The organism is Rhodovulum sp. PH10 (genome assembly GCF_000293785.1).
Lineage (GTDB): Bacteria > Pseudomonadota > Alphaproteobacteria > Rhizobiales > Xanthobacteraceae > Rhodoplanes.
The window spans coordinates 21,686-36,511 of sequence record NZ_AKZI01000011.1 but is presented as its reverse complement, the minus strand read 5'-3'; the positions used below and the strand labels follow the sequence as shown (position 1 = coordinate 36,511).

At 70.0% G+C, this 14,826-nt stretch carries 14 protein-coding genes and 1 other RNA gene; 2 read left to right on the top strand and 13 right to left on the bottom strand.

The annotated features are described in order from the left end of the window. Positions 1–173: 173 nt before the first annotated feature. Positions 174–908: a DUF4396 domain-containing protein gene (locus A33M_RS02645; RefSeq protein WP_008383152.1), complete on the top strand. Its 735-nt coding sequence runs from the start codon at positions 174–176 to the stop codon at positions 906–908. A 27-nt stretch (positions 909–935) separates the two neighbouring features. Here A33M_RS02645 and A33M_RS02640 read toward each other — a convergent pair whose 3' ends face one another. The 12 genes from A33M_RS02640 to A33M_RS02590 all read right to left on the bottom strand — a co-directional run bounded on the left by A33M_RS02640 (position 936) and on the right by A33M_RS02590 (position 13,550). Next, complete coding sequence (locus A33M_RS02640; RefSeq protein WP_008383149.1) at positions 936–3,188, bottom strand: AsmA family protein; 2,253 nt, start codon at positions 3,186–3,188, stop codon at positions 936–938. 121 nt (positions 3,189–3,309) lie between these two features. Next, positions 3,310–5,073 (bottom strand): hypothetical protein, encoded by a 1,764-nt coding sequence (locus A33M_RS02635; RefSeq protein WP_008383146.1) that lies wholly within the window; start codon positions 5,071–5,073, stop codon positions 3,310–3,312. Continuing rightward, positions 5,070–5,771, bottom strand: a complete 702-nt coding sequence (locus tag A33M_RS02630; protein ID WP_008383142.1) for a glutamine amidotransferase — start codon at positions 5,769–5,771, stop codon at positions 5,070–5,072. Before A33M_RS02630 ends, A33M_RS02635 begins: the two co-directional genes overlap by 4 nt. Before the next feature lie 34 nt (positions 5,772–5,805). Continuing rightward, positions 5,806–7,218 carry a UDP-N-acetylmuramate--L-alanine ligase gene (gene murC / locus A33M_RS02625; protein WP_008383141.1) on the bottom strand — a complete coding sequence of 471 codons (1,413 nt, stop codon included), beginning with the start codon at positions 7,216–7,218 and terminating at the stop codon, positions 5,806–5,808. A 117-nt stretch (positions 7,219–7,335) separates the two neighbouring features. After that, positions 7,336–8,490 (bottom strand): undecaprenyldiphospho-muramoylpentapeptide beta-N-acetylglucosaminyltransferase, encoded by a 1,155-nt coding sequence (gene murG, locus A33M_RS02620; RefSeq protein WP_008383139.1) that lies wholly within the window; start codon positions 8,488–8,490, stop codon positions 7,336–7,338. 21 nt (positions 8,491–8,511) lie between these two features. Continuing rightward, a complete protein-coding gene (ftsW, locus tag A33M_RS02615) occupies positions 8,512–9,660 on the bottom strand; it encodes a putative lipid II flippase FtsW (RefSeq protein ID WP_008383137.1) in 1,149 nt (382 codons plus the stop codon). Between the two features lie 648 nt (positions 9,661–10,308). Continuing rightward, positions 10,309–10,725 carry a DUF2023 family protein gene (locus A33M_RS02610; RefSeq protein ID WP_040619011.1) on the bottom strand — a complete coding sequence of 139 codons (417 nt, stop codon included), beginning with the start codon at positions 10,723–10,725 and terminating at the stop codon, positions 10,309–10,311. Next, on the bottom strand, positions 10,704–11,186 hold the full coding sequence (gene fldA, locus A33M_RS02605; RefSeq protein WP_008383131.1) for a flavodoxin FldA: 483 nt from the start codon (positions 11,184–11,186) through the stop codon (positions 10,704–10,706). The genes A33M_RS02610 and fldA overlap by 22 nt, the downstream gene beginning before the upstream one ends. A 376-nt stretch (positions 11,187–11,562) precedes the next feature. Beyond that, positions 11,563–11,967, bottom strand: a complete 405-nt coding sequence (locus A33M_RS02600; RefSeq protein WP_008383128.1) for a DUF1236 domain-containing protein — start codon at positions 11,965–11,967, stop codon at positions 11,563–11,565. 306 nt (positions 11,968–12,273) lie between these two features. Next, positions 12,274–12,683: RNase P RNA component class A (gene rnpB, locus A33M_RS22080), an RNA gene on the bottom strand. 126 nt (positions 12,684–12,809) lie between these two features. Further along, positions 12,810–13,028, bottom strand: coding sequence for a hypothetical protein (locus A33M_RS02595; RefSeq protein WP_008383127.1), 219 nt, complete (start codon positions 13,026–13,028; stop codon positions 12,810–12,812). A gap of 315 nt (positions 13,029–13,343) precedes the next feature. Further along, positions 13,344–13,550 carry a hypothetical protein gene (locus A33M_RS02590; RefSeq protein ID WP_008383125.1) on the bottom strand — a complete coding sequence of 69 codons (207 nt, stop codon included), beginning with the start codon at positions 13,548–13,550 and terminating at the stop codon, positions 13,344–13,346. A gap of 102 nt (positions 13,551–13,652) precedes the next feature. Here A33M_RS02590 and A33M_RS02585 point away from each other — a divergent pair, with 102 nt between their 5' ends. Continuing rightward, complete coding sequence (locus tag A33M_RS02585; RefSeq protein WP_008383123.1) at positions 13,653–14,582, top strand: LysR family transcriptional regulator; 930 nt, start codon at positions 13,653–13,655, stop codon at positions 14,580–14,582. Between the two features lie 66 nt (positions 14,583–14,648). Here the strand turns inward: A33M_RS02585 and A33M_RS25200 are convergent, their stop codons facing one another. Continuing rightward, the gene (locus A33M_RS25200) at positions 14,649–14,780 is read right to left on the bottom strand and encodes a hypothetical protein (RefSeq protein WP_272943317.1); all 132 of its coding nucleotides are present in this window, start codon (positions 14,778–14,780) and stop codon (positions 14,649–14,651) included. Between the last annotated feature and the right edge of the window lie 46 nt (positions 14,781–14,826).

Here is a 14,826-nt window from a genome sequence, read left to right as displayed (position 1 = left end):
ATCGCGAGGCCGGTGCCGCCGGCTGAGCCGGGAGTCCGTGCGCTCGCGTACGAAATCGGCGGAAACGGCGCAGGCAGCGACGGCCGACGCCGCTTGCCGCCGGAACGAGGCCGCCGGTGCTCGAGTTCGCCCTTCGAGAACCTTTTCACCCGCAAGACGGACGACCATCGCGCATGATACCGACCTGGCTGCACGTTCTCTCGATCGTTTCGCTTCTCGCCGGCTTCGCGATCGCGATCGGCATCGCGATCGACGTGATGCGGCACCCGCAGCACATGGGGATCATGAACGTGGTGTGGCCGCTCTCCGCGCTGTTCGGCACGGTGATCGTGCTGTGGGGCTATCTGCGATACGGGCGGCTGGCGACCCACGAGAAGGCGATGCCGGCGATGAAGAACGACGAGACGCCGCCCCACAAGGCGCTGACGCCGTTCCCGGTAAAAGTCGGCAAGGGCGCGACCCATTGCGGCGCCGGCTGCACGCTCGGCGACATCATCGCCGAGTGGCTGGCCTTTCTGGTGCCGGCGGTCGCCGTCTGGTTCGGCTGGCACACGGTGTTCTCCGACAAGATGTTCGCGGTGTGGATCGTCGACTATCTGTTCGCCTTCGCGCTCGGGATCATGTTCCAGTACTTCACCATCGTGCCGATGCGGAACCTGTCGGTCGGCCAGGGCCTCGTGCAGGCGATCAAGGCCGACGTGCTGTCGCTCACCGCCTGGCAGGTCGGCATGTACGGCTTCATGGCGATCGCGCAGTTTCTGATCTTCCTGCCGCTGTTCGGGACGCGAGTGGAGCCGAACACGCCGGAGTTCTGGTTCACCATGCAGATCGCGATGCTGGCCGGCTTCGCCACCAGCTATCCGGTCAACTGGTGGCTGATCAGGCGCGGCATCAAGGAGAGCATGTGATCGCCGCGCTTTCTTCCGCGCGAGCCGTCACCGCCCGAGCAGATCACGAAAGAATTCGCGCGCGCCCTGCTCGATCTCGCGGATGGTCGGCTCCGGCGGCGGACGCGGCTCGCGCCATGCGCCGCTGCGCGGCCGGCCGCGCGGCGGAGGAGGAGGATCGTCCGCAGCGGAGGCCGAGGCCGAAGCATCGCGCGAGGCCGCAGGGCCGGCCTCCCCGCCCGCCGCCTGCGGCAGCGCCCGCGTGGCGGACCGCGCCGGCGGCGGCGATGCGGGCGACGGCACCGGCGCGGGCTCTGCCGCGGGCTCGGCCGCGGCGTCGTCGATCGGGCGGATGGTCCGGGTGCGCACCGGCGGCGCTGCCGCCGCACCGGGCGCCTCGTGGGGCGCCCGCTTCAGGGCGCGCATGATCTCGTCGGCGAGAATGCCCGGCCGGCGCGTCGCGTCGGGCGTGCCGCCATGGCGATCGTCGGACGCCGGCCCACCGGACGCCGTCTCACCCGTCCCCGCCGCACCGGAGGCGCCGAGCGCGCGGCCGAACCCTTCGATCATCCTTGCAATGCCGGCGCTGCCGCCGAGCGCCTCGCGCAAGCCTTTCAGCGCGCCGTCGGGGTCGGACAAAATGTTCGGCGTGTCGGCATAGATGCGCGGCGCCGCCCAAGACCCCTGCACCACCACCGGCACGCCGATGCCCCACGGCTCGGGGCGGTCGTCGCCGGCGGCGACGATCACCAGCCGCGGGTCGGCGCGCAGGTCGAGCGTGCGATCGACGAGGTCGATGTTGCCGGCCGCGCTCGCCACCAGCGACGGCCCGGCGAGCGCCGCATCGGTGGTGCGGGCGATGCCGTTCTCGACGGTGAAGGACGCGCTGAAAGTGGTGAAGCGGGTGCGGTCGCCGGCCTCGCCCTGCCAGCCCGACAGAATGGTATCGACCAGCGAGCGCAGCATGCCCGGCAGGTCGACGCCGCGCACCGCCCCGTCGCTGATCGCGACCTCGGCGTGCCCGGCGAGCGAGGCGACCACGCCGCGCGGGCTGTCGCCTGCCCCCTTCACGTCGAGGCTGCCGCGGGCGCGCCCCTCGAGGGTCTCGAAGCCGGTGGTGTCGCGCAGGAACGGCAGCGCGCCGACATCGGCGAACTGCGCCTTCAGGCCGACCGCCGGCGCGCCGTGTGCACGGTCGAGCGTCAGCGTGCCGGTCGCCTGCCCGCCATAGAGGCCGGCGCGCGCCAGCGTCACCGTCAGCACCTCGGACAGCAGCGTCGCCTCGACGGTCGCCGGCGCGATCTTCAGCGCATCGACCTGCACCTCGCGGGCGACGAGGCTCAGATCGGCGTCGACCAGCCCGAGCCCGAACAGATCGAGCTTTTGCTCGCTCCAGGCGGCCGCGGCGGCGGTGCCGGCGGCGTCGGTCCTTTGGGCCGGCGGCACGGCGGCGATCAGGCCCGACAGGTCGAGTCGCTCGGACTCGAGCTTTGCATCGACGAACGGTTTTCCGCTGGCGACGCTCACCGAGACCGTGCCGCGCAGCCGGCCCTGATCGATCATGCCGCTGACGCCCTCGGCGCGCAGCACCGGCCCGGTGCGCCGCACCGTGGCGGACAGCGTGGCGGGGCTGCGAAACAATCTCGGTGCCTCGACCGTCATCTCGATCGGCACCGCCTCACCCTGGCCGAGCCGGGCGGGGCCATCCGCCGGCGCGGTGAGGCGCAGCGCCGAATCGCCGGAGCGGGCGTCGAGATGGAGCGTCGAGCGGCCACCCGGCGCCGGCACGGTGGCGACCCGCAGCGCATCGACCGGCAGCTCGGCGGTGCGGCCCGCATCCTGCAGCACGATGGTGCCATCGGTGACGCGAACGGCGTCGATCGCGATGCCGGCGGGCGCGCCCGCCTTCTCGTCGCCGTCCGAGCGGGCGGTGGCCTCGCGGGCGGCACGGCGAAACAGCGTCTGCGTGCGCACCACCGGGCGGGTGAGGGTGAGGGTGGAAACGTCGGCCCGTCCGCGCCACAGCGCGCCGAGCGAGACGTCGGCCTCGATGCGGTCGACCGCGACCAGCGGGGCATCGGCCGCCTCGTCGCGCAGCGTCACCCGCTCGAGCACCAGCGTGGCGGGCCACAGCGTGAGGCGGGCGTCGCCGCCGATCTCGAGCGTGAGCCCCTCGTCGGCGAGCGGCTGCCGGACGGCGGTCTCGACGAGACTTCGCGCGGGAATCCCGTGGATCGCCACGAGCAGACCGGCGAGAACCACCGCACCACCGGCGAGGGCGGCGACCTTCCTCGGTGTCATGACGGGGCCTCCTGCTCGACGCAGCGCGACACGACGATAAGACGACGGTCCTGGATAAACCGGGACTTGTCGCCGAACTGTGATCTTCCGCACACGGCCGCCGAGGGGTCCCCGGCGCGGATCACGCAGCCCGGCCGGACACGTTCATCCCCGTCAGCGCAGCGCGGGCGTGCACCAGCGCCGACAGCACGAAGGCCGAGGTCACCTCCGGCCCACCGACCAGGATGCGGGTCGGCGTCTTCATCTTGTTCCACTCGTAGGCCTTGTAGGGCGCCTTGCGGCCGCCCTCGCCAAAGCTCTTCACCAAGACGTCGAGCGGCGCGGCATAGGCCGCGCGCTCGCCACCGAGCTTGGCGAGCGCCAAGAGCGCCAGCGCCGCATCGAACGGGTTCATCTCGTGCGCGGCGAGGTCGTCCTGCACATAGTCGAGCACGATTTTCCGGATGGTCTCGAAGGCGCCGTCCGGGTCGACCGCGCGGCGCACCTCCGCCGGCATCGCCCGGAAGGCGGCGAGGCAGCGGCCGACATAGGCGGCGTAAAGCTCGGGCAGGTAGTAGATGTGCGCGCGAGGGTCGGTGAAGACGCCCGAGGTCACCAGCCGCAGGTGGAATCTTAGGACATCGCGCAGGAAATCACGGCGGCGCTGCGTGTCGACGATGCCCCAGCGGGCATGGTTGCGGAACGCAGCCTCGAGCACGTCGAGATTCAGCGTCGGATCGAGGTCGTTGCCGAACGGCGTCTCGCCCTTCGCGCTCTCGATCCAGGTGACGATGCCGCCGGAAAAGTTCAGCTCGGGGGCGTTGATGTCGACCGACGGCGGCGGGCGGTTCGAGCCGTCCCGCACCTGATAGCCGGCATAGAAGTCGACGAAGGGCTGCTCCAGCATCGGGTCCTCGACACCGAACTGGGTCGCCGCCGAGAGCGAGCAGGCGGTGGTGTCGCAGTCGGGCACATAGGTGCCGAAGCCGAGGTCCTGCTTGAGCTTCCAGAAGAAGTCGGACATCCGCACGTCGGGCGGCGGCACCAGCGCGGTGACGACCGAAAACGGCGTGCCGTCGTCCGGATGCTTCACCTCCTCGCGGCTGGTCTTCAGGCAAAAATCGATCATGCCGGAGATCGCCTGGCGCGCCGGGCCGGTCTCCTCCGGCCGGGCGAGGCCGGAGCCGAGATAGTCCATCAAGGCCTCGGCGAAGAAGGCATCGTAATAGGCGCAGCGGTGGCGGATCTGCACCGGCTCCCACATCGGCTCGGCAAAGCCGGACCAGGGCGGGTTCAACAGGCGCGCGATCGGTTGGTTGGGCAGCACGAAGGCGCGAGCGAGATTGAACAGCAGCGTCGCGTTCTTGTAGGTGCGCGCCTGAAGCCCGGTCAGCGCGGTGACGAGATCGCGGCCGTGAAAATCGGGATCGCCGGCGAAGTTGAACGCGGCATAGCCCGGCAGGAAGCCGCCGTGCCGCCGGTGCGCGTCGATGAGATGTTTTGCACAGCCGCGGAGAACGTACTCGATCTCCGCCGGCGGCGGCATCGGCGGGGTGCCGGCGAGCGGCGGGCGCACCGGGTGATGCTGCGGCACCGCGTCGATCAGCGGCGCCACCTCGCGGCCGATCGCCGCCCAGTCGGGCGCGGCGTCGTCGCGGGCGGAGCGGATCGCCGCCTCGAGCCCGGCAAAGGTCTGGCGATCGGCGAGCACCGGCAGCCCGGCGCGGCCGAGCAGCGGCCGCAGCGCCGGATTGGCGACCGCCGTTTTGTAGAAGGTGCGCAGATGCGCGTCGCCCGGCCCCGCCCCGCGCAGCAGCGGGTCGCACAGGTCGTAGAGACTCGGGCCGTTTTTCCGGGCGGTCAGCGCGGCGGCCGACGCCCCGAGCAGCGAGACGAGCCCCGTCACGCGGAAAAAACTCCGTCGAGGAAGCGCGCGAGCGTCGCCCGCCCCTTCTCCGCGGTCGTCCGGCCGATGGTGCGGGCTTGTTCGCGCAGCGTGCGCGGGTCGATGCCGGCCTTGGACAGCTCCATCGTGTGGCCGATCAGCCAGGTCTCGAGCCGCGCCGGATCGACCTCGATGTGGAACTGCAGCCCCAAAATCTTCGGGCCGATCGAGAACGCCTGGTTGGGGCAGACGGCGGTGTAGGCGAGCCGCGTCGCGCCGGCCGGCAAGGCGAAGGCGTCGCCGTGCCAATGCAGCACCGGCGTCTCGGCGAACGGCCCGAGCCCGGCCGCCTCGCCCTCCGGCGTGACGGTGAGCGGCGCATAGCCGATCTCCCTGGCCGGCCCCGGCTTCACCTCGGCGCCGAGCGCCTTTGCCATCAGCTGCGCGCCGAGGCAGACGCCGAGCGTCGGCTTGTCCGCCTCGAGCCGCGCCTTCACGGCGGCGGTCTCCGGCACCAGGAACGGATAGGCGTCCTCCTCGTAGACGCCGATCGGCCCGCCGAGCACCACCACGAGGTCGGGCGTCACCAGCGCCTCGTCGGTGATCGGCTCGACGCCGGCCTCGAGATAGCGCACCGAAAAGCCGCGCTCGGCGACGAGCGGCGCCAGCAGGCCGAGATCCTCGAAGGCGACGTGGCGGACGGCGAGACAGGTCTTCACGGTTCGGCGCTCCTCCGGCGGAAAGGTCTTTTCGTCAGGCGGCCGGCTCCACGGCGTTCAGCTCGCCCGGCAGCGCGTTCGCCCATTGGCTGATGCTGCCCGCCCCGAGGCAGACGACGTAATCGCCCGGCTTCGCCATGCCTCGCACGATCCCGGCGAGGTCGGCCGGGCCGTCGAGCGGCACCGCGTGGCGATGCCCGCGGGCGCGGATGCCGGCGACCAGCGCGTCGCGGTCGATGCCGGGGATCGGCGCCTCGCCGGCCGGATAGACCGGCGCCACCACCACGGTGTCGGCGTCGTTGAAGCAGGTGCAGAACTGCTCGAACAGCGACTCGAGCCGGGTGTAGCGGTGCGGCTGCATCACCGCGATCACCCTGCCCTTCGCGGTCTCGCGGGCGGCCTTCAGCACGGCGGCGATCTCGACCGGGTGGTGGCCGTAATCGTCGATGACGGTCACGCCGTTCCACGTGCCGGTGCGGGTGAAGCGCCGGCCGACGCCGGAGAAGCCGGCGAGCGCCTTGCGGATCAGCTCGTCGGAGACGCCCAGCTCGCGCGCGACGGCGATCGCCGCGGTGGCGTTGAGCGCGTTGTGGCGGCCCGGCATCGGCATCACGAGATCGGAAATCTCGTGTGGCGCGCTGCCGGGGCGGGCGTGGAAGACGATGTCGAAGCGCGAGCGGCCGTCGGCGAAATCGCGGCACACCAAACGCACGTCCGCCTGCGGGTTCTCGCCATAGGTGATCACCCGGCGGTCCTCGATGCGGCCGACCATGGTCTGCACCACCGGATGGTCGATGCACATCACCGCGAAGCCGTAGAACGGCACGTTCTCGGCAAAAGTCTGAAACGCCTCCTGCACCGCCTCGTAGGTCTTGAAATGGTCGAGATGCTCGGGGTCGATATTGGTGACGATCGCGACGTCGGCCGGAAGCTTCAGGAAGGTGCCGTCCGACTCGTCGGCCTCCACCACCATCCAGTCGCCGCCGCCGAGCCGGGCATTGGTGCCGTAGGCGTTGATGATGCCGCCATTGATCACCGTCGGGTCGAAATGGCCGGCGTCGAGCAGCGAGGCGACCAGCGAGGTGGTCGTCGTCTTGCCGTGCGTGCCGGCGACCGCGACGCAGCGCTTCAGCCGCATCAGCTCGGCGAGCATTTCCGCGCGCCGCACCACCGGCAGGCGTTTCGCTCGCGCCGCCACCAGCTCGGGGTTGTCGCGCCGGATCGCGGAGGAGACGACGATCACGTCGGCGCCGTCGACGTTCTCCGCCGCATGGCCGACCGCGACGCGGATGCCCTTGCCGCGCAAACGTTTGACGTTCGCGTTCTCGGCGACGTCGGAGCCGGTCACCGTGTAGCCGAGATTGGCCAGAACCTCGGCGATGCCGCTCATGCCGATGCCGCCGATCCCGACGAAATGCACCGGCCCGATATCGTGCGGCAGCTTCATGGGTCTTCTCCTGGCGGGCTTCGCCCGCATGCACCGCCCCCGCCTCCCCGCGTGCGGGGAGAGGGAAGCGGACGCGCCGTGCGTCCGGCGCTGTTTAGCGAATTCGATGCGCCGACACTACGCGGACTTGTGCGCGGCCCCCTCCGCCTTCGCAGCGGCTGGCGTCGACGCCGAAATCCCGGAAATCTTCAGCACCAGGTCGGCCAGCCGCTCGGCGGCGTCGAGCACGCCGATCTCCTTGGCGGCGGCCGCCATGCGCGGCAGCGTGTCGGGCTCGGTGGCGAGCCGGGCGATCTCGGCGGCAAGGTTTTCGGGCGTGAACGCCGTCTGCTTGATGCGCAGCGCGCCGCCCGCCTTCTCCAGCATGCCGGCATTGGCCATCTGGTCCTGGTCGAGCGCGTGCGGCAGCGGCACCAGGATCGACGGCCGGCCGATCGCGGCGAGCTCGGCGACGGTTGAGGCACCGGCCCGCGAGATCACGAGATTCGCGGCGGCGATCCGCGCCGGCAGGTCGCGGAAGAACGGCTTCACCTCGGCGGCAATGCTCGCACGCGAATAGGCCTCCTCGACGGGGAAGAGGTCCTCCTCGCGGGCCTGCTGCACCACCTCGAGGCGCGAGCGCACCACCACGGGCAGAAGCTCGAGCGCCGGCGGCACGATCTCCGCCATGATGCGGGCACCCTGGCTGCCGCCGAACACCAGGATGCGGAACGGCTGGTCGGCCCCCGGATAGGGCGTCGCGGCCGCCTCGACCACCGCCGGGCGCACCGGGTTGCCGGTGTGGGTCGCTTTTGCCGCGAGCCGCGGGTCGTGGCCGAAAATGCCGGGAAAGCCGGTGGCGAGCGCGCTCACGCGCGGCGCGAGCAGGCGGTTGGCGCGGCCGGCGATGCCGTTCGCCTCGTGGATCACGGTCGGGATGCCGCGCAGCGTCGCGGCGAGCAGCGGCGGCAGCGTCGGGTAGCCGCCGAAGCCGACCACCGCCCGCGGCGTGATCCGCCCGAACAACTGGAACGCCTGGAGGATGCCACGGCCGAGGGTGAAAGCCGTTCTTGCGAGGTCGGCGGGGCGCTTGCTCTGCAGCGTCGCGCTCGGGACGATGTGGGTGGCGCGGGCCGGAAACGCGCCGCCGTAGCGGAAGGCGCGGGAATCGGTCGCGAGGTCGACGGTGACGCCGCGCGCCTTCAGCGCACAGGCGAGCGCCTCGGCCGGAAACAGGTGGCCCCCGGTGCCGCCCGCGGCCACCACCACCAGCGGCGGATCGCTGTCGGGCATGTCATGGAATCCTCGTGCGGGTCACAGCGGCCGTCCCGCCAGCGCGAGGTCGGAGCTCAAGAGCTCCGCCCGCGGCTGCTCGCGCGACAGCGCCAGCAGCATGCCCATGCCGTAGGCGAGCGAGATCATCGACGAGCCGCCGTAAGAGATGAAGGGAAGCGTCATGCCCTTGGCGGGGATGAGCGCGAGATTGACCGCCATGTTGATGGCGGCCTGGGTGCCGAACAGGATCGCCAGGCCGGTGACGGCGAAGCGGGCGAACGGGTCGTCGCTGCGCTGCGCGCGCAGCAGCGCCCGCAGCACGATGAAGGCGAACAGCGCCACCACCATCAGGCAGACCACGATGCCGAACTCCTCGGCCGCCACCGCGAAGACGAAGTCGGCGTGGCTGTCGGGCAGGATCCGCTTGACGGTGCCCTCGCCCGGGCCGCGCCCGAACCAGCCGCCGCGCACGAACGACTCGACCGCGGCGTCGACCTGGAAGGTATCGCCGGACGAGGGATCGAGGAAGCGATTGATTCGCCGCGCCACGTGCGGGATCGTCTCGTAGGCGACGAAGCCGCCCACCCCGCCGATGCCGGCCAGCGCCAGCACCCAGACGAAGCGCATCCCGGCCATGAAGAACAGCGCGCAGAACACCAGCGTGGCGAGCAGGGTCTGGCCGAAATCGGGCTGCATCACCAGGGGCACGATCACGGTGGCGAGCAGCACGAAGGCGAGCGTGTTGGCCGGCACGTCGGACTTGCGCAGCGATTCGGCGAACAGCCACGACACCAGGATCACGAAGGACGGCTTGACGAACTCGGACGGCTGGATGTTGACGCCGGCGAGGATGATCCAGCGCCGCGCGCCCTTCACCTCGGCGCCGAAAAAGAGGGTCGCGACCGTCATCGCCACGCTGACGACGAACACGATCAGCGCCACCCGGCGGATGGTGCGCGGCGCGAGCATCGACACGCCCAGCATTACCGCGGTCGCCGGGATCAGGTAGAGAATGTGGCGGTTGACGAAATAGAAGGCGTCGAGCCCGAGGCGGCCGGCGACCGGCGGCGAGGCGGCCAGCGAGAAGATGATGCCGGCCAGCATGAGGGCCGCGACCGCGGCCAGCATGAGGCGGTCCACCGTCCACCACCAGTCGGCGAACGGGGTGCGTTCGGCGCGCGATACCATGAGGTCTCCTCGGACGCCCGGCGCTCGGAGCCGGTCCGGCGGCATTATGGTTGCGCGGATCTTAACGAAAAATTTCGAAGGCGCGGGAGCTGGGGCGGCGGAGGGCGGCGCGTGTGGCTCCTGGGTCGCCGCATCGGCGGGGACGAGGGAGATGGAGACTTTTTTGGCTCTTGCAGGCCGACTTCTAGGGAGGCTGTCTCATGCCAACGGCGAGAGACTGTGACCGCGTCCCGGGGACCGCGAAGCGGCCGTCTCGAAGGATGAGGCCCGGCCAGTGCCCTCGCCCTTCGAGACGCGGGCACCCAGGTCGGCTGTAGCCGACTTGGGCATACAAGTGCCGATCTCGGGACGAGGTCGAACTCTGTCGCCGTTGGTTTCCTTGCCAAAACAGCGCCGGTCGCCCGGAGCGGCGCGAACAACACGCCGTCCGGGCACCGGCTCCGTGCGACCGGCGGGAACCGAGATGCCGGCCGTCACGAATTCTTTTCTCGGTCTCGCTCCGATCACAGGGGCCCGGGCGTCGTCCCGGATGGCCGGGCGCTCTGACGGACATCCTTCGAGGCTCGCTCGGCTCGCACCTCGGGATGACGGGTCGACGACACTCGCCATTCGCCACTCGCCACTCGCCGTCTCGTCCCGAGCGACGATTCAGTGAATCACCACCGGGCCGGCGGGCACAGCGTGCTCCTCCACCGCTCCGGGACCGGCCGGCGCGGCGGCGGCTTCGGCGCGGGCGAGATAGCGCTGGCACTGCTGCTCGCGGTCGTAGCCGAGCAGCACGCCCAGCATGAAGTCGTGCTCGGGCGATAGGTCGCACAGCGGCCCCACCATGAAGCGCCGCGCCGCCTCGACCGCCGCCGGCCGGCCGAACACCACGTTGAGCCGGGTGTGGCAGGCCTCGTGCACGTAATGGGCGATGCCGGCCGACTTCAGCCGCGCGACCACCGGCGGCGCCGTCTCGCCGGTCAGCGTCATCAGCACCAGCGGCCGCATCCCCTTCGACAGCTCGTAGAGGTGATGCTGAAAGATGCCCATGACGGAGCTCAGGCGAGGCTGCTGATCCATGCCGTGATCCTCTTGTCGGTCTTGGAGGCTTCGCCGTCCTCGTCGAGCGCCAGCCCGACGAACTTGCCGTCGCGCTCCGCCTTCGAGGCGATGTAGTCGTAGCCCGCGGTGTCGGTGAAGCCGACCACGGTCGCGCCCTGCGCCACCACGTGGTCGTAGAGAATGCCCATCGCGTCGACGAAGCTGTCGGGATAGCCCATCTGGTCGCCGGTGCCGAACAGCGCCACCTTCTTGCCGGCGAGATCGGCGCCGGTCAGCTTGTCGAGATGGTCCTCCCAGTCGGCCTGCAGGTCGCCGGCGCCGTAGGTCGGCGAGCCGAGGATCAGCAGGCTGCAATTCTCGAAATCGGCCGGGGTGGCGGCGGCGATGTCGATCGCCTTGCCCTGGACGCGCTTGGCGATGCGCGAGGCGACCGCCTTGGTGGCTCCACCGTCGGAGCCGAAAATCACGTTGACGCTCATCTCTTTCGCTCTTCAACTCGTCGTTCTTCAACTCGGCGGTCGGCAACAGTTCTTCGGTCCGCGCCAAGGTCGAGACGCGGCTCTCTTCCAGAACTCTTGAATGGAACCGTGGATAATTCGGACGCGCCCGGCGTTCAACCGGTTTTTACCTCGAAGGGGTCCGTACAGACTACAATAGGTTCGCTGAAAGAACGCTTCTAAAGAGGCGATACCCGACAATCCGCCGCGCCGAAAACCGACAAATACGCTCGCTCGTTTGGAACGGCTCGAAGCTGCGCCGAAAAAAGCGCGATACGACGAAACGCCCGCCGGGACGGCGTCCCGACGGGCGTCTCGCATCACCGTGTCACGACCCGGACAGGGTCGCGAAAAAGCGTCAGTCGTAGATCTCGATCACCCGGCGGGTGCGCGGATCGACCACGACATGGCGGTTGTTGACGACGGCGTAGCTGTACGAGGTGTGCTTCGGCACCTTGTGCAGCGTCACCCGCGGCGGCAGCGTCTCGCCGACCGCGATGTGCTCCTCGACCCGAACCGACGGAGACCGCTCCTTCACGACATAGGTGCGAACCTCGGCCGGGGGCGGGCCGAGCACCATGTTGGCGGCGCCGCCGACCGCACCGGCCGCAGCACCGACCGCCGCGCCGAGCGGGCCGCCGGTGGTTCCGCCACGCTCGGCGCCGACCGCCGCGCCGCTCACCGGATCGTTCTGGGCGTACGCCAGCGAGGGCGCCGCCAGGGCGAGCGCGAGGGCCGCCGCTGCAAACGTCTGCTTGTGCATGAATGCCTCCTCTGGATTGCGTCGCACATACGCACCGGGTGAACGTGAGGCGGCGGAGGTCGTTCCCGGCGAATTCGCCGGCCCCCTTCGGCGACCGAGCGCGCGCGTGAACGGGCGTTCATCACCGTGACGGGAAGGCGGCATGAATCGGGCGATCACGTGTTCGGCATCGTTCGCGACCCGCCGGCACGGTGAATTGCGAAGGCGGGATCGAAGCACGTGGCTCGAAAGAAGCAGGTCGCTCGAAAGAAGCAGATGGCCCGAAAACGGGCGGGGGCCCGGCCGGTCTCCCGGTCGGGCCCCCAAACGATCAGCCGGCCTGTAAGCCGGGTTCTGTAGGGCGGGGCGGGAAACCCGCTCCGCGCGACGGCCATTCCTCTGGGACGCCGGTCGCCCGGCGCCTCTAGCGACCAACCCGGACGACTGGACCCGGACATCGGTCCCGCGGCTTGCACCGCGACGTCGTCCCTATTCGGTTTTGCTCCCGGTGGGGTTTGCCGTGCCGCCTCCGTTGCCGGACGCGCGGTGCGCTCTTACCGCACCGTTTCACCCTTACCGCGACAAAAACGCAACGCGCCGCGGCGGTCTGTTCTCTGTGGCACTGTCCCTGGGGTCGCCCCCGCCGGACCTTATCCGGCACCGTATGTCCATGGAGCCCGGACTTTCCTCCCCGGCCGCCTTTCGGCGATGGCCGGGACGGCCGTCCGGCCGACTGACGGACAAGGAATGGGGAGGCGCGGCTGCGACGTCAAGACCGCGCCTCCCCCTCCTGTTCGGCCGGCGTGCGCGGGACGGGGGGCCCGCACCGCGCCGACCGAGAATTTTTTCCTGCGCCTCCGGGGTCAGATCGACCGGCCGAGGATGCGCGGCGTCGCGAGCTTCTGGCGCACCCGCAGCGGCGAGGGCGCGAAATGGGCGGCCCGGAAGGTGTCGCGGAAGAACTCGCCGGCGGCGCAGTAGCCGGTCTTGGCGAGGGTGGCGAGGCCGAGCGGCTGATCGAACCGGGCGCGATGCATCAGCCCCTGGGCCGCGGCGTGAGACAAGGGATGACGGGGGTGCATGACGATCTCCTCGACGAAGTTCTGAACTGTTACGATAATTCACCGGCCGCAAAGAACAATGGTGCGGCGCGGAAAGCGATCTTGGAACGGGCGGATCGAATTTCGCGAAATGGGCCGACGGCGAAACGAATCGCGTCCGGACCGTGCCGCGGCGAAACAATGAACCAGAGCTTCGCCGGCGAGCCCCTGCCCGAGCCCCTGCCATGGAATCGAAAAAGCCCGGCGGGTCACCCCACCGGGCCTTTCGCGCGACCGAGCCTCGAGGGCGGGGGCAGACGCCCGACGTGCCCGGTCGACGAGACGATCAGCGTGCGCTCAGCACCAGCCGTTCGGCGTCCAGGTACGGATCGGCCGCGGGTTCTTGCGGGCGGTCGCGGTGTCGTAGTGTGCAGCGCCGAAGGCGGTGTGGAGCAGGTCGTTTGCAGTGCGGAAAAGACCCTTCTTGGCGCGCGTGGCGTCGCCGGCCTTGCCGGCTCGGAGCGGGGTCCGCGCGGCGGTCGGCCGGTATGCGGTGTCGGACATGATGGAAATCCTTGATAACGTCGTTGGGGAGAATGTATTCGAAAACGGTCGTGATATAATCCATCACGCAAGAAAACCATTCGCGAATTTGCGGAACGAATTATGGACCAGATTTCCGACATGCGCGCCTTCGTCCAGGTGATCCAGCGCGGCAGCTTCTCGGCCGCGGCGGACGATCTCGACCTCACGCCGTCGGCCGTGTCGAAGCTGGTGTCCCGCCTCGAGGACCGCCTCGGGGTCCGCTTGTTGCACCGCACAACGCGGCGCCTCGCCCTCACCCCGGAAGGCGAGACTTATCTCGTGCGCGCGCGCGACATCCTGTCGGCGATCGACGACGCCGAGACCGAGGTCGCACGGGCGAGCACCACGCCGCGCGGCCTGCTGCGGCTGAACTCCGGATCGGCGTTCATGCTGCACGAGCTGGCCCGCGAGCTGCCCGACTTCTTCGCGCGCTATCCGGAGATCGAGATCGAGATCAGGGTCACCGACCGGGTCGACAACCTGGTCGAGAACGCCGACGTGGCGATCTGCCTCGGCCCGATCGCCGACCGCTCGCTGGTGGCGCGGCGCTTCGCGACCACCGAGCGCGGCATTTTCGGCGCCCCCGCCTATCTCAAGGCACGCGGCATGCCGAAGACGCCGGCCGACCTCGAGGGCCACGAATGCATCGTGCTGAGCTCGGTGCCGTCGATCAACCAGTGGCCGTTTCGCGACGGCAACGAGATTCGCACCTTCGAGGCGCGCGGCCGGCTGGTGGTGGACGACGCCGAGGCGGCGTTGCGGCTGGCGGTCGGCGGCGCCGGCCTCGTCCATCTGAGCGATCTTCTGGTGGGGAACTCGGTGCGGCGCGGCGAGCTGGTGCCGCTCCTGACGCAGTATCACCTGGTCGAGCCGGTGCCGCTGTCGGCGGTCTATCCGCAGGGCCGGCACCGCATGCTGAAGGTGCGCGTCTTCATCGACTTTCTGGTGGAGCGCTTCTCCGACGCGCCGTGGCGGGCCAAGGCGAGCGGCTGGAGCCGGCCGGAGGATTGACGCGCGGTCGACCGGGCCGACTGCCCGCCACGCCCGGCCGATCGCCGGGCGCGGCGCGAGCGGTGTTCAGATGTTCGGGCCGTTGTAATGCGCATGGGACGACGCCAGGAACGCCGCGAGCGCGCGCGACGCCCAGCCCTTCGTCTTGCTCTCTCGGCTCTGGGCGTCGGCCTGGGTACGGACAGAATTTACGGACATCAATTCATTCCTTGGACGTCGACTGCCGGGGATTGCAGCCGCTGCC